At 35.0% G+C, this 24,529-nt stretch carries 14 protein-coding genes; 9 read left to right on the top strand and 5 right to left on the bottom strand.

The annotated features are described in order from the left end of the window. Positions 1-84 precede the first annotated feature (84 nt). Positions 85-6,057, bottom strand: coding sequence for a PAS domain S-box protein (locus QM491_RS16335; RefSeq protein WP_283328605.1), 5,973 nt, complete (start codon positions 6,055-6,057; stop codon positions 85-87). A 1,032-nt stretch (positions 6,058-7,089) separates the two neighbouring features. On the opposite strand from QM491_RS16335, the gene QM491_RS16340 reads away from it, so the two are divergent. The 8 genes from QM491_RS16340 (at position 7,090) to QM491_RS16375 (ending at position 18,157) form a co-directional block, all read left to right on the top strand. Next, entirely contained in the window at positions 7,090-8,877 is a 1,788-nt protein-coding gene (locus tag QM491_RS16340) for a sensor histidine kinase (protein ID WP_283328607.1), read from the top strand. Positions 8,878-9,386: 509 nt separating this feature from the next. Beyond that, a complete protein-coding gene (locus QM491_RS16345; protein ID WP_283328609.1) occupies positions 9,387-10,016 on the top strand; it encodes a response regulator in 630 nt (209 codons plus the stop codon). 4 nt (positions 10,017-10,020) lie between these two features. Further along, entirely contained in the window at positions 10,021-10,428 is a 408-nt protein-coding gene (locus tag QM491_RS16350) for a response regulator (RefSeq protein WP_283328610.1), read from the top strand. Next, positions 10,425-12,317 (top strand): sensor histidine kinase, encoded by a 1,893-nt coding sequence (locus tag QM491_RS16355; RefSeq protein ID WP_283328612.1) that lies wholly within the window; start codon positions 10,425-10,427, stop codon positions 12,315-12,317. Before QM491_RS16350 ends, QM491_RS16355 begins: the two co-directional genes overlap by 4 nt. Then, positions 12,307-13,395, top strand: coding sequence for an ATP-binding response regulator (locus QM491_RS16360; protein ID WP_283328614.1), 1,089 nt, complete (start codon positions 12,307-12,309; stop codon positions 13,393-13,395). The genes QM491_RS16355 and QM491_RS16360 overlap by 11 nt, the downstream gene beginning before the upstream one ends. Positions 13,396-13,574: 179 nt before the next feature. After that, on the top strand, positions 13,575-14,606 hold the full coding sequence (locus QM491_RS16365) for a helix-turn-helix transcriptional regulator (RefSeq protein WP_283328615.1): 1,032 nt from the start codon (positions 13,575-13,577) through the stop codon (positions 14,604-14,606). Positions 14,607-14,756: 150 nt separating this feature from the next. Beyond that, the gene (locus QM491_RS16370; protein ID WP_283328616.1) at positions 14,757-17,750 is read left to right on the top strand and encodes a PAS domain S-box protein; all 2,994 of its coding nucleotides are present in this window, start codon (positions 14,757-14,759) and stop codon (positions 17,748-17,750) included. 2 nt (positions 17,751-17,752) lie between these two features. Then, positions 17,753-18,157 carry a response regulator gene (locus QM491_RS16375; protein WP_283328617.1) on the top strand — a complete coding sequence of 135 codons (405 nt, stop codon included), beginning with the start codon at positions 17,753-17,755 and terminating at the stop codon, positions 18,155-18,157. A gap of 302 nt (positions 18,158-18,459) precedes the next feature. On the opposite strand, the gene QM491_RS16380 is transcribed toward QM491_RS16375, so the two are convergent. The 4 genes from QM491_RS16380 to QM491_RS16395 form a co-directional block, all read right to left on the bottom strand. Continuing rightward, positions 18,460-19,155: an XRE family transcriptional regulator gene (locus QM491_RS16380; protein WP_283328619.1), complete on the bottom strand. Its 696-nt coding sequence runs from the start codon at positions 19,153-19,155 to the stop codon at positions 18,460-18,462. A 294-nt stretch (positions 19,156-19,449) separates the two neighbouring features. Further along, positions 19,450-20,256, bottom strand: a complete 807-nt coding sequence (locus QM491_RS16385) for an NIPSNAP family protein (protein WP_283328620.1) — start codon at positions 20,254-20,256, stop codon at positions 19,450-19,452. Positions 20,257-20,594: 338 nt separating this feature from the next. Then, positions 20,595-20,945, bottom strand: coding sequence for a hypothetical protein (locus tag QM491_RS16390; RefSeq protein ID WP_283328622.1), 351 nt, complete (start codon positions 20,943-20,945; stop codon positions 20,595-20,597). Positions 20,946-21,112: 167 nt separating this feature from the next. Beyond that, positions 21,113-22,396 (bottom strand): MFS transporter, encoded by a 1,284-nt coding sequence (locus QM491_RS16395; RefSeq protein ID WP_283328624.1) that lies wholly within the window; start codon positions 22,394-22,396, stop codon positions 21,113-21,115. A gap of 361 nt (positions 22,397-22,757) precedes the next feature. Here QM491_RS16395 and QM491_RS16400 point away from each other — a divergent pair, with 361 nt between their 5' ends. After that, positions 22,758-24,386, top strand: a complete 1,629-nt coding sequence (locus tag QM491_RS16400) for a carboxylesterase/lipase family protein (RefSeq protein ID WP_283328626.1) — start codon at positions 22,758-22,760, stop codon at positions 24,384-24,386. Positions 24,387-24,529: the final 143 nt, after the last annotated feature.

Consider the following 24,529-nt stretch of genomic DNA (forward strand, 5'->3'; position numbering starts at 1 on the left):
TGGTGATATAGTTAATACAAAAGAATGAAGTAAGTACAAAGCCAAATTACCTGTACTAAACTAATTGCTTGACATTCTCTCATTTTACAAGTTTATCTCTAGAAACTTGGGCTTATTTTTGGGTAAGGTAAATCTAAAAGTACTGCCTTCGCCGACAATACTTTCAACCCACATCCTACCCCTATGGCGTTCAACAATTTTTTTACAAATAGCCAGACCAATACCCGTTCCAGAATATTCTGTTTTACTGTGTAGTCTTTGGAAAATGATAAAAATCTTTTTGAAATATGCAGAATCTATACCAATTCCGTTGTCACTGAAAGAAAATATCCAATCATTTTCTGTTTCTTCTAATTCAATCTTTATAATAGGGTCTTTTTCTCTTCGATATTTAAGTGCATTTCCAATCAAATTTTGCACCAATTGAAGTAGTTGTACTCTATTTCCATCCACGATAGGTAATTTACCGACCAATACTGTTGCTTGTTCATTTTTGATTTTTTCATCATAAATCTGCATAACTTCTGTCACAACTTCATTCAAATCTACCAGAATAAATGCTTCACGATTGGTTCCGACCCTCGAATATTCTAATAAGTCCAGAATCAGTTGCTTCATGCGTTCAGACCCATTTACTGCAAAATAAATGTATTTTTTTGCTTGATCGTCGAGTTGGGTATCATACTTTTTCTGTAAAAGCTGTAAGAAACTACTGACCATACGCAAAGGCTCTTGAAGGTCGTGCGAGGCAACATAAGCAAATCGTTCAAGTTCCTCATTTGATGCAACTAACTCACTAGCTCTTTTTTCGAGCTCTATATTCAACTCATTTAGTTTTAACTCCGTTTTTTTTAATGGCGAAACATCTTGAATCGCCCCAATCATTCGCACTGGATTATTGTTTTCATCATAAAGGGTGAAACCTCGATCATAAACAAATTTATAAGAATAGTCGGCACATAGAATACGATATTCGTCTTCCCAGTGGAGCTTTTTATCTACCAAATGTTTTCGTAAACCATGGTTCACTCTTTCGGCATCATCGGGATGTACCTTCGACAGCCACCAATAATAATCCCCTGTAATTTCTTGTAGCGAATAGCCCAATATTTGGCTTATACTATCACTCCACAAAATCTCGTTGGTTTCTATATCCAAGTCCCAAATCAAATCGTTGGTTGCTTTGGCTACCAAATTGTAGCGTTCGTTACTCTCTCGTAGGGCTAATTCGGCAAGTTTACTTTCCATAATAAGCGTTACTACTCGCTTCACATTTTCGAGCGCCACCTCTTCTTCTCGTGACGGAACTCTTTCATCATTGAAGAAATAAGCTAATATTCCAATAATCTTATTAGCCGCCCCAACGATTGGCATCGACCAGCACGCTTTGATTCGTTGTGCACGAAGCATTCCTACCAAAGGTTGCCATTGAGGCATTAAAGCAAGGTTTTTTACGAATTGTTTATGTGGGAAAAATAAACTAGTGTATTCTCCATCTTCATTTGGATTGGTACTAAAACCAAAAGTTTCGATAGAGGTAACCAAGTTTTCATCCAAGTTCGAATCTACCAACATTTTCAACTCTTTACCCTCTACTTGCCATGTTGTAATAAAAGTCCGTCCTTGCAATTCTTGTACTTCGTTGATGTAATATTCCAGTACTTGTGCCAAAGTAGTGTCTTGAAGTGTGTTGTATTCTAAGGCCGCTTTTTCGATTCGGTCTAATTGTTCTTTTAATTTTTGCTCAGTTACATCTCTAAAAAAAATAGAAAGACCGTTTTCGGATGGATAGGCGTTGATATGAAACCATCTTCTGCCTGGCGCATAATAATCATCGAATGATACCGAAACATTTTCTTCGATGGCACGAGTATATTCGGAATAATAACTCAAAGGAGCTCCATGACCAAAGGTATCCCAGAGGTTTTCGTTGATGAGGAAATTACGACTCATTCCCAAAAGCCTTTCGGCTTCTGCATTCATATAAGTGACTGTATATTGGTGATTTACAGCAAAAAATCCATCTGTAATACTTTCAAGAATATTAGTTATTTGAACGTTGTATTGTTCCAAATCACGCTCATGTTTCTTGCGCTCAGAAATATCAGTAAAGATGGTAAACAACGAAACAATTTGATTATTTTCATCCGCAATCGGTCCAGCACTCACATAATAATCTATCCAATCTTCTTCTTTATCATAAATCACAACATCTTGACTCACATGCTTACCATTTAGTACAGCATCAAAAATATTCTGAGCAAGAGGCTCTTCTAAAAGTGGGATTTTTTTATCGACAATGTCTGTAAAATCACCTGCAAACTCATAAAAAGATTTATTGACGTAGATAGGTTTTCCTTCGGGGCTCCACAAACACACCAAATCGTTCATATTGTCAAGCAAGTGCTTGTACAGACTCAAATGTTGGTCACTATGTTTTTTCTCTGTAATATCCTTGGCTGCTGCAATTACCCTATCTTGTTCTTTAATGGAGGCAACCGTCCAAGCCAACCAACGAACCTCTCCATCGTCTTTAAGGATTCTATTCTCAAAATAGCCTACCTGACGTGTTTGAGCCAATAAAGAAATCTGTTGTTGCGTTTTTTCTTTATCCGACTCATAGACGTAATCAAAAACAGACTTACCCATAAGCGACTGTTCGGTACCATAAAGCCATTCGGTAGCGACTTTGTTGAGTTTGGTAAAACAAAAGTCTGCGTCAAGCATACATAAAAAATCTGGAGAGGAATTAAAGAAAATATTAAGTTCGTCTTCAGCTTTTCGTCTCGATAAATCTACTCCAATTTGTCGTGAAACATTATCAAAAAAATCAGTGGCATTCGAGATGTGTTCTTCGGTAGAATAAAAGCAAAAAACAGCTATGACTTGTCCACGAAACATAATGGGTAACGCCACACCCGAACGACAGTCTAGTTTTTCGATAATACGCTTTTCGGTCGAAGGAATAAAGCCATGAGATAGATCCCATTCCTGAATACGTTGGGTAGCCCATGCCATACCTGGCAAAAACTCTCCTCGTTTGAGGTCTTCAAAAGCCAAACCTGTAAAATCTAAAGCAACAGATTCATCAGCAAACCAATTGGTGTGAAGGTTGAGTTTGGAATGATTGAGATTAAGCATCCAAGCTTCGGCATAAACACAGTCCAAATAGTACGCCAAAATTCTCAGTGATTCATAGATAGCCACTTGAAGGTTCTCGATTTCATTGAGTTTTCTTGATATAGTCCAGAGGTGTTCCTGCTCTAATTCTTTTTTGACTGAATCAGTTATATCACGGCTCACTCCAACCACGCCAATTACCTCTCCACTTGTATCATGAAGGGGAACTTTGTTAGACAATAACCATTTTATTTGCCCTGATTTTGTTAGAAAATATTCTTTAATATTAGATACAGCATTGCCCGAAGACATTACATATTCTTCTTGTTCTCTCAACAAATTGGCGCTGCTTTCTTCCAACAAATTTAACCCTGATTGATGAAGCAAACTTTCTTCTTTAGAAACCCCAAATAGGTCTAAGCCACTTTTATTGACTAACAAATGTCGGTGTTCAGTATCTTTGTAATAGATATACGCTGGAATGTTGTCAATTACAATCTTCAAAAAATTACGTTCTTGTAACAAGCTCAGCTCTATCTGTTTTCGTTCGGTAATATCTTGTGAAGTGCCTTTTATAGCTTTACTTTGTCCAGATTCATTAGTGATTAACTCGCCTCGTTCGTGTATATACCGTATCTCGCCTGTAGGTAGTACAATACGATGCTCGATATTCAACCGCTCTTTTCCTATAAAAACCTGATGATAAGCCTCAAGAAAGGTATCTTTATCATCAGGATGAATATATTGAAGGAAAGTCTCAAAAGTGGCATTGGAAGTTTTTTTATCTAAACCAAACAGAGAAAATATTTCATCAGACCAATCCAAACTATTCTTCTGGAGGTCTAATTCCCAACTCCCTATACGAGCTATTTTTTGGGCATCAGTAAGATTTTTTTCACTTTTCAGAAGTTGCTCTTCTACTTCTTTGAGCTGAGAAATATCCGATAATGTTCCAACTACCCTGATAGGTTCTTTTTGAGTGTTTCGCTCCATCACAACGCCTCTATCAAGTACCCATATATAATGATTTTTCTTATGTCTGAAACGATATATTTCTTCAAAATACTGGATTTCATCAACAATCAATTGTTGCACAGAAGTCAAAACTCTGTCAATATCTTCGGGATGTACCCGAGAAGACCATTCATCAAATGATTCACCGATTTCATTTTCTTCATAGCCAATAAGTTCTTTCCAAATTTTTGAATAATGGACTTTTTGCTCACATACTCTCCAATCCCAAACACCTTGTAGACTACCCTCTAATGCACGTTTCCATTTTTGTTCGTTGGCTACAATAGCTTGTGAAGTTTCAAAACTACTGGTAATATCTTTCACAATGCCATATACGCCCTGCAATTGTCCATTGAGTACAATAGGCATTGATGTAAGATGTACCCTTTTGGGGATTCCTGTACCTGTATAAATACCAATTTCTATACTTTGAGAAGTACCCTCTAAAGTCTTTTGTAGAATTTCTTGAAGGTTTTCTGAAAATGCCAATTCCGAAAAGCTACTTACTTGACATTTTAGCAGTGCCTCTATTGGGTATTCCAAAATATCGGCCAAAGCCACGTTGGCAGAAGTGAATTTTCCCTCAAAATCTAAAGAAAACACTCCGTCGGGGTTTTGGTCAAAAAGAGATTGATATCTTTGTTGATTTTCAAGAAGTATCTGTTCTGTTTGCTTTCTGGAGGTAATGTTATTCATTAGAACAGTTATACCAACAACATCATGATGAGCATTATAGGAAGGATTAATACTAATTTCAAATATTTGCTCAGAGTTTGATATCTCTATTTTTCGCTCAATTGTTGTGCTTTTTCCTCGAATCGCATCTTGAAAGAATATATCACAATCAACCAGATTGGCGACACTACATATTTCATAAGGTAGTGGTATGCCGACTTGCGGTTCAGCGCCAGATTTCTGTAGCCAAAAATTCCTGAAAGCTCCATTATATTTTAGTAAACGAAAGGATAAATCCAACGAAAAGACGCCATAAGGGATATTTTCCACTAATGATTCTAACTCTGCCTCGCTTTTTATAAGAGATTGTTCAAGGCGTTTTTCATAGGTAATATTAGTTGAAAAAATAGCAATACCGTTTGACGCAGGGAAAACTCTATTCTGAAACCAGGTATTCCAAGGTGTAAAATAGTTAACCATTACCTTCATCTGGCGGTTAGTCATTACATCCTGACAAGTGGCTTGAAATGGTCCACTTGAAAATTCGGGAAATGTTTGCCAGACATTTTTACCAATCAATTGTCCTACGGTTGTTTGAATCGAGCTAGCCAATTGTTCATTGGCGTAGGTAATAACCCAGTCTTGATTAATAACGACAAAACCATCGGAAATTCCTGCCAAAAGATCATAGGCAAAATTTGCAGACTCCTCGGTATTAATGATTTGCAAATCTTGAGTGCCAATTTTCATTGCACGGATAATTCCCATCAGCACTTCTTCTTTGGCATTTGCTTGATTTGAATTTGCAAGATTCCAATGGGCTGAAACTTCTAACCAGAGGTTTTCTCCACGCTCATTGGCTTGTAGTACTACTTCAAATCCTTTTTTGGTACTAATTGCTTTGGAGAGGTATCTTTTTAAAACTTCTTTTCCAGAATCTAGGAAAATATCTTCTAGCCTATTGCCCAGCTGATAATCAGGCCAGTAGTTGATAATATTATCAGAGAAAACAAATTGTTGAGTACTTGGGAAATATTCCCAAATACATAACTCTGAAAGCGAATCAATAAAGAAGTCATGTGAGTCTGACAGCTCCTCATCATGTATGAGTGTAGGACATTGATGTCCTTTTGCTTTTAGGACTTTCAGTATTTCATGAAATTGCTCAGTGAAATAAGGAAGCTGTTCGATAGAAGCATTGGGCAATTGTTCAACCAGAAATTCAAGTTGAGAGAGCGTTTTTATCATCCGAATTGGGCAGCTATAAAATTCAAGAGTAAGTAATTAAGTCATCTTATTTTTCACAAAATATGGATGTAACTTCACAGTAATTGCCATAGATGATGAACACTGTGATGCCATTCTGACAAACACTTTTACCAGAATAGCTCGAAAGACTTAGGTAGAGGTACGTATCTACGATATCCTAAAATTAGTGTTTAAATAGCTTTTAAATTTACTCAATAAAATTTAAGCTACGCAGTAATTTAAAGATAAATAAACGAAAGCTTCATTTAGGCGCTGAATTGAGCATAGATATTTGGAGTACAAAGCAAATGCTCATTCATGAAGGAGGATTTTATTCTAAGAGTATGTATCTTATAAATTGAGTGTTGGGCGGACACTCTTACACGATACTGTTGAGGCCAACAGGTGGCTCATTCTTTAGAATGATTCCTCATTGTTATTGAATTCTACAGACATAAGCTCATTTTCTAAACTTTCCTTTTCAAGAAATATTTCATCAGATGGACTACTTGAAATCTGAGGCTCTTCGCCATCCATTAGACTATTTAGGTTTGAAATAATATGAGACTTAAACTGCCTTAATTCTAACTGACTTAGAATTTTCATAAGGATTTGGGGAATTAAATTAGCGATAATTTGCAGTTTAAATATACCATGATTGGCTGACTCAGAGCCAAAAACTAATCATAGGTTTATCATGCAAAATATTGTTTGGGTTCATAAAGGCAATAATTTTGAGCAATAATACAAGGAAAGAATGTTATTTGCAAGCCCCCCCAATTTGTATAATCATTGGTTCTATGTCTTAAAAAGTTCAATCTTTTATTGCTACAACAAAATATTGAATTTCAGTAACTTACAGCAATTAAATTTGATTAAATTAGTATTATTTAGATAGGTGATTCTTATCATTGGTGCTAATCGTTTTAGAATAAAGCGCTTTGGCTACTAAGTTATCTTTCTAAACATTGTCTGAATGCGAGAATTTCAGAAGTTTTGCTTTGTGTTTTTTCCTAATCTTACTATTCACTCATGCTTATCAATACCGCCACTATCGAGGATGATTTTTTTGCTCAACTAATTCAGCATATAGATCACCCTATATGTATTATCAATACGCAGTTTCAAATTCTAAAATATAATCCAGCATTTGTTCAGACTTTCCCTCATTCAGACATTCAGCCTATTACTCTTTTTACTAATAAGCAACTTCGTGAGTCGATGACTCAAGCGAGCCATGGACAAACTATACAATATATTACAGAGCTTGAAAATCAGATATTTGAACTTAAATTAAGCCCCTTAAAAAATGATAATACTGATTATATATTAATCCAGTTTTTCCCAAAATCAATCCAAACTTTTGATTCTGAGCAAGCGCTACAATATAAATATATCGTAGACAATGTGCATGATATATTATTTCAAACCGACGCAGAGGGTAATTGGGTATTCTTGAATCAAGCATGGATTAATATTTTTGAGTATTCTTTAGAAGAAAGTCTTGGACGTCCCTTTTATGAGTTTTTGCACCCCGAGGATGTCCAAAAGAATGCTTTACTTTTTGCTCCACTAATAGCACAGCAAAAAAGTTACTGTAAACATATCATTAGATACATTTCTAAGTCAGGCAAAATCAAATGGATCGAGGTGTTTGCAACACTTGTTATAGGCAAAAATGGTGAAGTTTTGGGTACTTCTGGTACTTTACGAGATATTACAAACGAAAAAGAAAATGCCAGAATCAATACCATTTTGTCACATAATGTACAGGATATTGTTTGTATTCATAATCTGGAAGGCAAATACCTCTATGTTTCACCTTCTATAAGTCAACTTACAGGATATTCTCCCGAAGAACTCCTGGGGCAGTGCCATTTCGATTATTTTCATCCAGACGATAAAAGAAAGTTTATTGCAATACAAAATAATGCTTCAAATCATAACCTAAGTTATATATCGTATCGGTTCAAAAAGAAAAATGGAGAGTACCTTTGGCTCGAAACAAGTCTCAAAGTATTCTTTGACGATTATGATATTTGTGACCGCATGATTACCTCTTCAAGAAGCATTCAAGATCGTAAACTTGCAGAAGAGAGCATGTTAAAGTCTCTTCAACGAGAAAAAGAGCTTAATCAGCTCAAACTACGGTTTGTCAATATGACCTCTCATGAATTTAGAACACCACTGGCAACTATACGCTCAAGTGCCGAAATCATTGAAGCATATACAAGACTTTCTGATTTTACACAAAAAGAAAAGATTACCAAACAACTTGACAATATTCAATCTGAAATTAGTCGTATTTCAAACCTCATCAACGAAACGTTGTTAATTGGTAAAATGGAATCACAGCAGCTCACAGTGCACCGTGAAGAAGTAGACATTGTGGAGCTAACCAAATTCATCATTAATCGACAAAATCAACAACAAAAAGACCAGCGACAAGTACAATTAGAAATCATAGGACAAACTCATAAAATTTGGATAGACCCTCAGCATTTGATTCATATACTGGACAACCTTATTTCAAATGCCTTCAAATATTCTTCAAACAGACCCAATCCAATCATCATAATGAGTTTTGAAAAGTATCAATTTAATTTTCAAATCAAGGACTTTGGGATAGGGATTCCTTCGAGCGAGCAAGGAAAAATTTATTCATCATTTTTCAGAGCCAACAATGTTGGCAAAATTGAAGGAACAGGCTTGGGTTTGGTTATCGTAAAAAATTTAGTTCAGCTAAATAACGGAAGTATTCATTTTAAAAGCACCGAAAATCAGGGTACTACTTTTTATCTTAACTTTGCGACCGAATAGCATTTATCCTCAGTGGCTGCATATTTATTGTTAAGGCAAAATTAGAAGTAGATAGACTACTCAATTTATAGAAATCAAGTTCAACAGGTTACCGATTTTTGTCGGTCAGATAGATTTAAAAATTATCGGAGCTCCTTTTATTTAGGGGTAACACTTGTCGTTCAATGCTAATTTTGCCTCATTATTTAAGAGCAATTATCTAAATTTTTAAAGGATATATTGCTTTTTGCTTCAAACTTTTGCAAAAAAAATGCAACTTCTTAACAAAAACCCCTAGAAATAGGGATTGTATCCCATTGTAAATTAGCACAATTTTGCAATGTAGGCTATCAGAAAAACCGCCAAGTATTTCTGTAGTCAACACTTCCATAAAGAAAGCCCTTCTTAAAAATTTATTGCAATACTGATTTTTGTCATTTTTTTATTGTGTCAAAGTCCTGTATCTGCCGTTATACGCCTCTTATTTTTGAGTACAATTTATTTATAGGAATGTAATAATAGTATAACGTATGCAAATCGGAATCATAGAGGATGATTTAATCTTAAGAGAAAATATTGAAACATTTTTTTCCTTATATCCTGATATAGAGGTAAGTATTTCGGCATGCAGTATTGAGAGCTTTCTAAATCAAAGCAATACGCTTTTGGCAGAGCCATACATTGTTTTTATTGATGTAGGTCTGCCAGGTATTTCGGGAATAGATGGAATCAGTAAAATCAGAGAGCAATTTAAAAATACTCACATTGTCATGATTAGTGGCTCTTGTAGTGAAGAATCTATTTGGGAGGCAGTCAAAGCAGGCGCCAATGGCTATTTGTTAAAACCCTTATCATTGAAAAAACTGATAGAACAAATAGATATTATCAAAAATAATGGAGCACTTATATCTCCTGAAATAGCATCGATGCTTTTTTCAAAAATTTCTCAACAGCCACAAGAGAAAAAAATAAATGCAGAAGAGTTATTAACCAAGCGAGAACTTGATGTGATGGATTATCTTTTGAAGGGATTGTCCTATAAAGAAATTGCAGAAAAACTTTACATAAGTTATACCACTGTTAACGACCATGTAAAGAAAATTTATCATAAACTAGGAATTAATTCAAAAGGTGAATTACTAGCCCTATTTATCCACTAACACAATGACAACTACTTTAGAACCGCCAATCTTATTAATTATAGACGACGATTTTATCAATCGTTTTGTATTAGGAAAAACTCTTGAGTCGCTCAATCAAACTTATCGTGAATGCGAAAATGGTGAAGACGCCATTAACTGGCTAAAGTCAACTTCCTATAACCATATTGTAGTATTATTAGACCTCAATATGCCTATTATGGATGGGTATGAATTTTTGGAGTATTTGAAAGAAAATCCATGCGAATTCAAGCATACCAATATAAAAGTAATTGTTTTATCGGCATCTACTTATTCGCAATTTCTAGAAAAAGCACCTAGTGCCGAAATAGTTCAATTTTTATCAAAACCAGTTGATAAAGAGCAAATTAAAAATGCCATCGAGGAATCTATAGAATTATTTCAGCAATGATACTTAACGAAGACAAACTAAATTCTCAGCTCAATTTTGTACTCAACAAGATACCTTTTGCTGTCTTGATGGAAAGCCATGAACGTAGATTACAGTTTGTCAATCAGAATTTTTGCCAGCTTTTTCATATACCACTTTCTCCAGAACAATTAATTGGGTTTGATTGCAAACTTGCTGCGACACAAAGTGCGCCTATGTTTAGTAATCCAACCCAGTTTTTAGAAAGGATTGACGAGATTTTAACTGCTGAAGAGTTTGTTTCACATGAGCTAGTAGAGTTAGCAGATGGTCGTTCTTTTCTTCGAGATTACCTACCCATCATCAATGAAGGTGTACATGACGGACATGTTTGGATATACTATGACTATACCGAAGCACGGACGATGGAGTACCACATCTTACATTTGAAGAAATTTTATGAGCAAATATTGAATCATATACCTGCTGATATTGCAGTTTTTAACAAAAAGCATCAATACATTTTTATTAATCAAACTGCAATCGGAGATGAAAGTCTTCGCGAATGGCTCATCAATAAAGATGATTATGATTTTGTAAAATACAGAGGTAAAGATTCTACCTTTGCCGAAGAAAGAAGGGAGGCATTTAACCAAGCTATTTCTACTAAAAAGGTATATGAATTTTTGGAAGAAGGCATCAATCGAGAGGGGGCTCAAAGGTTTAACTTACGTCGTTTCCAGCCTATTTTTCAGGAAAATGGAGAGTTAGAGTTTGTCGTTGGTTATGGTATAGATGTAACTTCTTTGAAAAAAACGGAAGAATATGCACGACAAAAAGACATAATTTTTGCTAAAGTTGCTGATTTATTGGATGTTGTAGTAATTGTAATTGACCACAATTTTCAAGTTGTATTTGTAAATGCTGCTTATGAATCTTTTTTTGGCATTCCTACTTCACAAATCATAGGCAAAGAAATCGAGGCTATTGCAATCGACGACACGTCGATTATTAGGAAAGATATAGCCATGTATCAGCAAACAAATTATGCTCATCACACAGCCAAAGTTTATCAAGTGAAGGATAAATATGGTATGACCAAATACTTTTCGTATTCTTTTACTCCTTATGTACAAGGCAAAGCCGGGAATGTAAACTATGCCGTATTCTTGAGTGATGTATCAGATCAATATTATGCAGTTGCCGAATTACAAAAAATCATCGATAAAGAACGACGCCTTAATGAATTAAAGTCAGGTTTTGTGAATATTGTTTCACATGAGATGCGCACCCCCATGTCTGTCATACAATCTAGTGCCGAAATCTTGGAAATGCTTAATGATGCCGAAAAAATCAGTAAACCTCAACTTCAACTACATCTTTCTCGAATCATTAATGAAGTAAAAGGAATGGAATCATTAATGAAAGAGCTATTGTTGGTGAGCAAAATTGAGGGGGGTAAAATGGTATTTAAGCCCTCACCTCAAAACATGAGTGAGTTTATTGAGCAAGTTATTTCTGCTAATTTTTTACCTTATGAAGACGGTCGGCAAATTGTATTATTATTTAAAGGTAACGAACACCCAGTGTATTTTGATAGACTCATGATGACACATATTCTCAAAAATCTTATCGAAAATGCCTTTAAATATTCAAGTAATAAAAAATCACCAATTGTTCGACTTCGCTATCACAAAACAGGTGTAAGCATACTAATAAAAGATTTTGGCATAGGGATTCCAGAAAAAGATATTCCTAATTTATTCAAAGCGTTTGCCCGTGCATCCAACGTTGAAGGTATCAAAGGTACTGGTTTGGGGCTGTTGGTAGTCAAATATTTTGTTGATTTCCATAAAGCTAGCATTCATTTTAGAAGTAAACAAAATCAGGGAACATCGGTACTCTTAGAACTCAAAAATCATGATACCTAAAATTGTATTAATTGAAGATGATTTATTGTTGGCCGAAAACACTAAAACAATTTTAGAGCTCAATAGATTCGAGTGTGAAGTCGCTCACAAAGGACAGCTAGGTGTTGAACTAGTCCAATCAGTCAAGCCCGACCTAGTGGTTTGCGATATTATGTTAGATGAAGTAGATGGCTTTGAAGTACTTAAACGTATTCGTGCTATCCCTGAGTTTATCTACCTTCCTTTTATTTTTTTGACAGCCAGAGCCGATTTTTTAGACAAACGGAAAGGAATGAACCTAGGCGCCGACGATTTTTTGACGAAGCCTTTCATGTCCAAAGATCTAGTAGAAACCATTAGGGCTAGATTAGATTTGAGCAACCAGAAGAAAGAATCAGTTGGTCTGGAAATCCGAAAAAATGCTGTTGATGTATTTTATCATATTTCGAGTCATGAGTACCTAACACCCTTAAATGGAATCGTTAATTTGAGTAAAATAGCGGCTGATATGCTTAAGAATAATCAGATAAATGATGCCTTGGCTCTTATGGAAGGTATTAGTATTTCTGGTAATAGAATTCTTAGGACAACTCGTAAGTTGTTATGGTACAATCAATTATCAAACCACGACAACCCTTGGAGAAATGCTACTAGTGGTACTGTAAACATTTTAGCATTACAACAACAAATATCTGATACACTCAAAAAGGGCACCCCATCTCAATTCGAATTTAGCTTTAAATCGAATATAAATATCTTATATGGCTACGATGAAGTCTTATTAGAATTTGTATTAACTGAGCTTTTTCAGAACGTCATTCAGTATGCCAATCCTGCCAATAAAGTTTACTCAGATACCCGATTAGAAAACAACCATTTAGTAATGATTATTCGGAATCATTACCATGGAAAATATACTGTTTGTACCGACGACGTAAAACCATTTTTCCAGGCTCATAATTCCAAAGACATGAACGGCACAGGCTTAGGTCTTTACATCATAAAAGAATGGGTACAGACTGTCCATGGCGAAATGAAAGTATCAGGTCAAAACAATCTTTTTGAGGTTATTTTGAAAATACCAGTAAGCATTTTTTAATTAAATTTAATCCCCAAACAAGATTTTAGGAAGCCGTATGCCATGAATATATTCTGCGTTTATACGAATTATATATCATTTCAATAATGAAGGACGATATTTTTCTTATATTAGTGAAGAATATTCTATTTGCAATTTTCACTTTGGTTGTTACGATAGAATAAGAGCAAGTTAAAATTATGAAATCATTACTTAATACTAACGCATCAATTGTTTTTGAAAACCATCATTCATCCTCCTTTTTAAACGAACTATCAGAATATCTTCAAATTGACCAAAAAAGTCGTTACGTTCATCAATTTGAAAATTCGCATGGAAAAGGGCAAATACTTTTTATAGAAATAGAAGAAGGGTTTGAAGTTGAGCTTTTACAATTACATTTGAACGAAGACTTACATCTCCAGCCAATACCCTCCGAAGAGAATACTCGGTGGAATGTAAGTATTTGTAATGACTACATATATGCTAAAGAGTTGTCAGAGCTTACTCCCAACAATTCTCCCTATTGTGTGGTACTCAGTTCGTCTTCAGCTAGCAATACAAGAGTATTTCCGGCAAATTGCCCGATTTTTAGTTTTTCGTTGACTTTTTCAAAAAATTGGATTGAGGCAAACATCATTCAGGATTTAAAGGAAGACCCTGCTGAGCGGCTCAATGAAATTATCCAAACCAATGAGCCGGTTTTTATGATTGATAATATCGATATAGACCTTCATCGAATTGTGGATACACTACTCAATGAGGATATTTATCAACAAAATACAAAGTTACTTTTTTATAGAACAGCTTTAGATTTGACTTTAATGTTCTTTAAAAAGCTAATTAATAAAAGCATTTTTATTCCAACCAATCAGCATTTTAAAAAAAGAGATATACAAAAAATTCACGAAATCAATGAGGTTATTTTAGCGGATTTGTCCAAGCCTTGCCCTTCTATAGAAGAGCTCTCTAAATCGGTAGGCATGAGCACAGCCAAATTTAAAACTTTATATAAGGCTATTTTTAACAATAGCGTTTATAACTATCACCTCAATGAACGGTTAGTACAGGCCAGAAAGTTCTTACAATCAGGCAAATACACTATCAATGAAGTAGCCTATATGGTTGGGTTTAATTATCCTTCTAGTTTTTCGAGAATCTTCAAAAAAACGTTTGGACAATCCCCTCTTCAATTTATGGGATTACACTACGAAGAAGGTCAAGAAGAGTAAAATAGCACCTAAGCACATACGTCATTTATTGCAACTAGAATCAATACCTTTAACGAGAGTTACAATTATCTTTGAACATTTTTCTCGATGATTGGCTATTTTCAATTGGCTAATAACCAATTGAAAGTCCTATACAAAGAGCAAATTTCTATGGAAACGTTTATCAATACCGAATCTCAACTTTCAGAAAATACAATAAAAAAAACTAACCCATTGATAGAACAGGAGACCCCTGCTTTTTATCAAGCATTGGACTTTGCCAATGAAGTAATTCTTATTTATAACAAGGATCAGGAAAATATCTATCAAAATAATCAGGCTCAAATTTTTATTGAAAACTATCATTGTATTGAGTCTGTGAGATTTTTATCCCAATTATTAAGTCGATTTGAGTTTCAACAAGAATCTGACACGCCATCCCATATTTCAAGCGAATATAGCTCTAGCTCTTATGGTCTGAAAGCTCGTGTTGTTCAAACATCAGAACAAACCTTTGTCTATATTTCGATGAGTCCCTTTTGGGCACAGCAACAAGACCTCATTAATACTATTATATCACCAGATTTTAATCCGATTCTCAATCAATCAAATGATATTTTGTGCTTAACGAGTGCTTCAGGCAGTATTCTCAAAATTAATCGTGCTGCAAGTACCTCGTGGGGGTACTCTGTTGATGAGCTTCAGCAAAAAAATCTTTTGTCTTTTTTGACCGAATCTTCAGCTCTTTCAATCAAAGAGTCATTTGAATCTTTAGCCAAAGGTCAGCACATTCAAAACGTTATTTTAGATATTCGTAAAAAGGATGGTACAATATTTCCAATGATTTGGAATGCCGTTTGGAATCACCAGCAGCAAACAGTCATTGCTATTGCTAAAGATATTTCTGAAAGTTTAGTCAAAGAAAAAGCGCTTAAAATTTCAGAGCAAAACTATTCTTACCTTTTCAATAACAATCCATTACCAATGTGGATTAATGATTTTTATACCAAAGAGTTTATCGAAGTTAACGACGCAACTTTAAGACAGTATGGTTATAGCAGAGAAGAACTTTTGAAAATGACGGTGTATGACATAGTAGCATTTGAGCAATTAGACCATTATAAAAATATTAGTTGGGATTTTACTTCAGACCCTCCAAATTATCGAGGTATTTCCTTGCACAAAACTAAATCAGGCGAACCCATAACTGTTGACATTACAGCGCATCAGATAGAATATCAAAATCGTACTGTATCGCTTGTACTCGTACATGATATAACGCTAAGAAAACTTGCTGAAAAGGAACTTATTCAAACAAATAACCGCCTAAAGGCAGCACAAGAAATAGCACACCTTGCTTACTGGGAACATGATTTAAGAACAGGAAAAATATTTTGGTCAGAAGAGGTTTTCAAAATTTTTGAAATCACAGAAAACAGAGAAAAGTTTGATTATGAAGGCTTTATCGGAATGGTTCATCCCGACGATAGAATGTCAATCAAACTGCTAGAGGTATCCGTTTTATATGGAAGCAAACCCATCGAAAAGGAATTTAGAATAGTATTAGCTTCGGGCAAAACAAAATACTTATTTAGCAAAACACAAATTATTTTTGATACACTCGGCAATGCTCTGCGTATCGATAGCACGTTTTTGGATATAACGCTACAAAAGCAAGCAAAACAAGCGCTTAAAAAAAGTAATGAGCGCTTTGAACTAGCCAAAAAAGCGACAAGAGATATTATCTGGGATTGGGATATCATCACAGGCGATTCTTATTGGTCAGACAATTATGAATTCATTTTTGGGAAATACCCTTATGGATCCATGAAAGACTTTCAGGATTGGAGCAGAAACATTTATGCCGAAGACAAAGAAAGAGTTTTGGATGAAATCCAATTAGCACTAGCCAATCCTGAACAAACTACCTGGGAAAGTGAATATCGCTATGTTCGTGCCAATGGTGAAATAGCTCATGTAAGTGACAAGGGCTATATGGTTTTTGATAACCATGGCAAACCCATCAGAATGGTGGGTGCGATGCGTGATATTACCAAAGAAAAAGAAGAAGAACAACAGCTAAATCTTTGGAAATCGGTCATTACAAACAGCAATGATGCCATCCTGATTACAGAAGCAGAACCAATCGAACAACCAGGTCCTAGAATTATTTATGCCAATGAAGCTTTCACTAAAATGACAGGCTACGAGCTTCATGAAATTATAGGAAAATCGCCAAGAATACTTCAAGGTCCTTCTAGCAACCGTTCAGAATTGAATAAGCTCAAAGCAGCTTTAAAAAAATGGGAGCCTTGCGAAATCGAAATTATCAATTACAAGAAAAATAAAGAACCTTTTTGGGTAAGTATATCTATTGTTCCATTAGCCGACGAAGCGGGCTGGTTTACTCACTGGATTTCTATTCAAAAAGATATAACTGAGCGTAAAAAAAACGAAGAAGAAAGAGAGTTATTGATTCGGGAGTTGACCCAAATCAATCAGGATTTACGTCAATTTTCTTACATCACTTCACATAATATTCGCTCACCACTATCTAATTTATTGGGTCTACTCAAGATGTTAAATACCTCTACGATTACCGACCCAATGACATTGACTGTATTAGAAGGATTCAAAACCTCAACTAATCAGCTCAACGATACTATTAATGATCTATTAAAGATTTTAGTAATCAAAGAGAATGTAAATGTACAGCAAGAACTCATTGATTTTGAAACAATTTGGAACAAAATAACACAAATGACTCAGCAACTTATTCAAGATGCTGGAACAACAATCAATATCAATTTTGAGAAAGCACCATCTGTAAATTTTAATATTTCGTATCTAGAAAGCATTCTTCTAAACCTGTTGTCAAATGCTTTGAAATACCGTTCGAATAAAAGACCTTTAGAAATATGGGTAAAAACAAGAAATACGTCGAAGGGGATTGAGTTAATTTTTACAGACAATGGCTTAGGTATTGACCTCAAACGTCATAAAAACAAGGTTTTTGGCCTTTATCAAAGATTTCATAATCATCCTGATAGCAAAGGTATTGGCTTGTATATGGTGCAAGCACAAGTAAAATCTCTTGGTGGGAACATTTCAGTAAAGAGTGAGGTAGATAAAGGGACTCAGTTTTCAATTTTATTTAAGAAGTAAATATGTTTAAGAAGATTTTGTGTGTGGACGACGACCCTGTTACCTTGATGATACTCAAGATGACAATGAATAAATGTAATTTTACATCAATCGTTGAAACAGTCGCAGATGGGACAGAAGCTGTGCTATACTATGAGGAATTACTACAAAATCCTTCGATAGAAGCGCCAGAGCTTATTTTTCTCGATTTGAATATGCCCCAGATGAGTGGATGGGCTTTCTTGGATATTTTTATAGAAAGGTTTCAGAAACACTTTCCAGAAACAAAGGTTATCATTTTATCCTCAAGTATTGACCCCGAAGATATTCGCAAATCACTTGTAATGCGATGTGTAAAAGAATTTATCAGCAAGCCAATCAATACAACAACTCTTCAGAGGCTAAAGTCCGAAATGACGCTTGATTAAGCTCAAGAAGTAAAAGCTATTCATAAAGATGAGTTCTCCCGAATTTTGGGATAATTTAAAATAGAGACCTCTTATTTGTGTTTATGGAGATTCACAGGAAAAAAAGCAATCAAATCCTAGACATTAATTTACTATTAATCAAAAAAGGCGTTCGAAAAATTCATTTCGAACGCCTTTTTTGATACTATATTCCAAAATAAAATGACATATCTTTAGACTAAAAGCATTAGGTCTCTATAGATGAAATGTAGATTTAAAGAAATCGCTCAATCACAAATCACTAAATTCGGGATTACCCATGCTTATAGAGGAAATTCACCTGTAAAGAATCCTACAAATTTCCAAAGCTCCTGAATATCTTCTTCCATGACAGGATAAGGAGCATATCTTTCATTTGTCGACTTAAGAATCAACACATTTTTTTCGTTGAGATAATTAAAAACTTTTTTCAAAACAACACCTTCGTCTTTTGTAACAACAATACAAATTGTGCCATTTTTGATAGTTCGCCAATTATCAACATACTCAGCAAAAACCAATGAACCCTCTCTCAAAGGCAACATCGAGTCTCCTTGGATAGGAAATACACGATACTTGCGGTCTTTTGGTAAAAAAGGCACATTAAAAATTGGTAAACGACTAATATAATCAATGTCCCCATAGCCATTTGAATAGCCCGCTACAGCTTTGATAGGAACAAACTCGATATTCTCTTCATTATCATTATTGACAGTAGTTGCCAATATTCTCAACTTATCTTCCTGACGTTTAGCTGGTTGGTTTGTTGCCAAGTCCTTTGTAAGCATATCATCAACGCTTACATTGAAGTAACTAGCCAATTTAATTAAATCAGCATAGCGTGGTTCAGCTCGACCACTTTCATAAGAACCGAGTGTAGATTTTTTTAAATCAACTTCCTCAGCAAGTTTTTCCTGCGAAATTTTCCCGTCCAATTGTTTGCGTAGGTATTGCAGGTTTTGGCTAAAAAAAGTATCCATTGTGTGTATATATCTAATTCCTAAAGTGAATGCAAATAATTTGTACAAAAACAATATGCAAAAATACTATATTTAGTCATTTTTTTGCATATTATTTAATAATAATAGTCTATTCGGTGTAAAATTGTAGGCATTTTATTACGTGAGGACTTATTGTAGAAAGGTAGATAGGTAAATTTATAGATAAGCCTGCTTATTTCAAAACAAATGTGTAGGTTAAATTATAGATTTATTAGTCATAACAAAAAAAGGTGAGCAATAGATGCCCACCTTCAATTATAATGTCTTAATTACTTAAATATCAGAGTAATCCGTCGGTCTTAAAAAACGTGTATCATTTTTTGAAACATTATGTTGATACTTAGGCATTGCAGATAAAGATTTCCATTCGGGGTCAGCACTAAATGACTTCCAGTGTGCATCTCTATCAGCTTTATTTTCGAAAGTTGTCATATAAATCAAGTTAGGCATAGCTGCTCCTGAAACTACTTCCGAATAAAATACTGCGTTGAAATTCAATCTTTTAAATAATTTCACTTCACCACCAGCATTAAACATATCTACTTTGTTGACGTATATTTTTTCGCTAGGTCCTTCGTAACTTCTAAATTCATAAACTCTTTCAGACTTTGGCGATGAAAGCGCAGGCATCTGAAAATGTGGTTGATCGACAAATGCTCTCATCAAAATAGATTCCATACGTGTGTACACGGGCTTATCCCAAGGCGTATCGATATAATCTTTTCCCTCTTCCAAATATGTTTTATCGGCAGAAAGTTTTCCTTCTAATTTTGCCCATTCATCTTGTGATTTAAAAGGAATAAATACATATACCATTTTTTCGGCTGGTTCGCCAGCTTCTGGCGAAATAATTGGTTTGAATACACCAACTTTCTCAATACCAGCACGATGTAATGCAGTCATGTAGGCATTTTGTAAATAATTATCGAGACGAGTTTCTTGTTCCGCCGTTTTTAAACGATAAATAATCAACTGATAAAAGTCTCTTTTGGGTGCTGCAGCCCAAGAATTAATTGAAGTAAGAATTGTGACCAATAGCGCTAAAACAGCTACTAATTTGGTACGAAATACATGTTTCATTTTCTCTTAAAATAATTAGTGAATAATCTTTGAATATATAGATAAAACAAGAAATGATTGTTTTTTACTTATATATCCAACAAAAATAGAAAATAAAAAATGCCATTCTACCATGCTTTATCGTTTAAGGACAAATAGCTCTAAAAAAGTAAATGGTCTTCTGAAGAATTTATTCTTCAGAAGACCATTTTTATTAATTACACCTAAATTTTTACCTGCATTAAGCGCTAGGCTTTATTCCATAGGCTAAAAGTTAAAAAGTATTTCTTAGGAAATAAGTGAAGCTTTTTTTCCTAATGTCTAAAGCGTATTAATGCAATTTTATTTTGCATTAATACTTATGCTAAAGCTCCTTCTCCCAACACTTCGTATAACATACTATTTAAGGAAAGAACAAATTTTGTTCCATCTAATAAGTCTCTTAACTGAACAATTTCACAGAGTGTTAGCTGCCATGAAAGTTGAACCTGAGGAGCCTCTACTAGCTCATAATCAAAGTCATCTGACAAATTAAATATCATTTGATGAATATCAATTGAAGAAACTTTGCGGCGAAATGCCAAAAAATCATGAATCTTGAAAGTTGCAATCATTCCATTAAAATGCACATGAATTTTATTTGTCAAATCGCATTGCCAAGTACTTCCTTTTGAATTTTGATATAATTCGTGAAATGCAGGATATTCCATAACCTAACCTCTATTTTGAATACACTACAAAGTTAATAGGAGAATATATATCAAACAATAGTTATTTAAAATAAGTCTAAATAAATTTTCATGGTCTATTTACAAAAAAGGCCACTTCACGAAGTAGCCTTTTTTGTAAATGTAAGTTCCTAATTTACAGCGTCAAACTATAATTTTACTTTTTCCATTTTTGGAGCAAAAAAGTGCATTGCCAACCATGCTAAAATATAAGCTATTGAGCAAATAATGAAAATAACATTGTAACCAATATTTATATCTCCTGCTTTTTTGTAAGTATCCAATAAATAACCTACTAAAATAGGAAATAAGATACCGCCAACAGAGCCTGCCATACTACCAATTCCTACTACCGAACTAATCGCCTTGCGAGGAAACATATCTGAAGCTGTTGTAAAAATATTAGCACTCCAAGCTTGGTGTGCGGCCATCGCTAATGCAATTAGACCCACAGCCTGCCAGATGTTTGTACAGTATTGAGCAAAAAATACAGGTAATACCGCCAATGCAAAACTCAACATAGATGCCTTTCTGGCTTTGAATACAGTCCAACCTTTTTTGATTAGATATCCCGAAAGATATCCCCCTCCAATACTACCGATTGTGGTAGCTGTATAAACCACAATTAATTCGATACTTGGCTTTTTTAAATCCAATTGAAAACGCTCGGCAAAGTAAGATGGTAGCCAGTAAAGAAAGAACCACCAAATAGGGTCAGTAAACATTTTACCAAAAACAAAAGCCCATGTTTGACGAATCCCAAAAAGTTTTATCCATTTTACAGATTCTGTGGTTTCTACTTCTTGTTCGTCGGCATCACTATTGATATATTCCAGTTCTTCTGTGCTTAATTTAGGGTGATTTGTAGGAGTTTCGTAGTATAATTTCCAGAAAATCAGCCAAATAAAACCAACTCCACCCGTAATAATAAACGCTTCACGCCAGCCATAAACTCCCAAAATCCAAGGTACCATAATAGGTGCTACTACCGCTCCAATATTTGCGCCTGAGTTGAATATTCCAGTAGCAAAGGCACGCTCTTTCTTAGGAAACCATTCTGCAACTGTTTTGATAGCCGCAGGAAAATTTCCTGATTCGCCCAAACCTAAAAGCATACGCATACTAGCTAGTCCAAAAGTAGATCCAACGGCAGCATGTAAAACCGCCGCTATACTCCACCAAATAACCGAAATAGTGTAGCCTAACTTGGTTCCAATTTTATCGATAATTCTACCAAAAAATAAAAAACCAGTAGCATAAGCCGCCGTAAAAGCCATAATTACCTGACCGTAATCGGACTCGCTCCAGTTAAATTCTTTTTCGAGGGTGGGTTTTAATAATCCAATTACCTGACGATCAAGGTAATTGATAGTGGTAGCAAAAAAAAGTAAGAGGACTATTCTCCAACGATATTGAGGAATTTTTGAATTCATAAAAAACAGTTTAGGGTTCATAACTCAACTATAATGCTGTGTTATCGAACATTTTGATGACTAGAGTTAATGAGTAAAGACGTCACTTATAATTATTTACCCTAACTTTCTTCGATATGTATAATTTTTTTCACACTTTTTTGTATTAAATCCGATTTTTTTATCACATTTGTATCTATAGTCTCATCTTGAGACAATTGCTCAGATGGCATTTTCTTATTATCCAATTATTTAAAAACAGTAAGTAAATAGACAAGTGTAAAGGCAAAGAGAAACAAAATGCTTCTTGTTTTGTGCCTTTATCTCTTTTGTACATAGCACTTAACTTTGTCCATTTATTTACACTTATACCAATTAACTAATGAAAAAAATCATTTTTCTGAGTGGCTTACTGACCGTAAGTTTACTAGGAGTTCCTTCGCATATTGATGCGCAAACAGACCCATTGGTAGCAGGTAAAAATATTGCCGTTGTAAGTACCGATTTGGGAAAAGTAAGAGGTTATATTCATAATGGAACTTTTACGTACAAGGGCATTCCTTACGCTCAATCTGAGCGTTTTATGCCTCCTACCCGCCCAAAAGCTTGGAGCGATGTGCGTAGCTCTACAGCTTATGGACCCGTTTGTCCTACCGACCCTACAACAACAGTATTTGACCCTCTCGAATTTGCCTTTAATCATAATTGGGGCTATACCAACGAGAACTGTCAAACGCTAAATGTATGGTCGCAAGGGATCAATGATGGCAAAAAGCGCCCTGTTATGGTTTGGTTACACGGAGGTGGCTTTAGTGCTGGTTCTGCCATTGAGTTGCCATCTTATGAAGGCGAAAATCTCAGTAAAAAAGGGGACGTAGTAGTGGTATCTATCAATCATCGTTTGAATGTGCTTGGCTTTTTGGATTTGTCGAGCTTTGGAGACAAATACAAAAAATCCGCTAATGTCGGAATGATGGATGCGGTTATGGCTTTGGAATGGGTCAAAAGTAATATCGCCAACTTTGGTGGTGACCCAAACAACGTTACCATTTTCGGTCAATCGGGAGGTGGAGCCAAAGTTACCACGTTGATGTATGCTCCGTCTGCCAAAGGTTTGTTTCATAAAGCTATTAATCAGAGTGGTAGTTATCGTCAGAGCTTTTTGGAACAAGAAGATAGTAAAAAAATAGGCGAAGCTTTATTAGAAGTATTGGGATTGAAACCAAATCAAGTAGACTCATTACAAAAAATTTCTTACGAGAAATTGAATGAAGCAAGCAAAAAAGCTATTGCCAAAGTGCAAGAGCAAATGAAAAAAGACGGAAAAGCTTTTGTAGGAGGTGGCTTAGGCTGGGGGCCTGTGCATGATGGTGACTTTTTGCCATATCAACAAGTTGATCCTGCGGGCTTAGCCATTTCAAAAGATATTCCGTTTATGTTGGGTTGTACCAAAAATGAATTTATGGCGTCGTTGTTGAATCCTGCAATTCGTGATTTCAGTAAAGAACAAGCTGTAGATTTCCTTAAAAAACGTTATGCTGACAAAACAGATACATATTTAAAAGCTGTTGAAAAAGCATATCCAAATACCACAAAACCATCCGATTACATAGATATAGATTTGGCTGCTTTCAGACCAGGAATGGTAAAGCATGCCAATTTAAAAGCAGACTTTGGTGGGGCACCTGTATATGCTTACCTATTTACTTGGCAATCCCCAGTAAATGACGGTATGTACAAAGCGGTTCACTGTATCGAATTGGGTTTTGTTTTTAATAACATCGACCGTTGCCAAGAAATGACAGGAGGTGGAAAAGAGGCAAAAATCTTAGAAGAAAAAATGAGCCAATCATGGATTAATTTTGCCCGTACTGGCAATCCTGCCCACAAAGGGCTACCATCTTGGCCAGCTTACACTTCACAAAATGGAGCAACAATGTTTTTTGACAACAAGGTCGAAATTAGAAATCACCATGATAAGGAGCTATTAGAAATAAGCTCAAGCAAATAAGTTAAAATAGAATTTTCTTTATAGGAAGTCATCTTGACTTTTGCTAGACTTGCTTAAGAAATAAAAAAGGTTGCTGATATTTGTTTTGCGAACCATACCAAAGCAACCTTTTTATGTACTACGTACTCAGCAAAGATATAATA

Origin of the sequence: Flectobacillus longus (genome assembly GCF_030056705.1) — a bacterium.
Classification (GTDB): Bacteria; Bacteroidota; Bacteroidia; order Cytophagales; family Spirosomataceae; genus Flectobacillus; species Flectobacillus longus.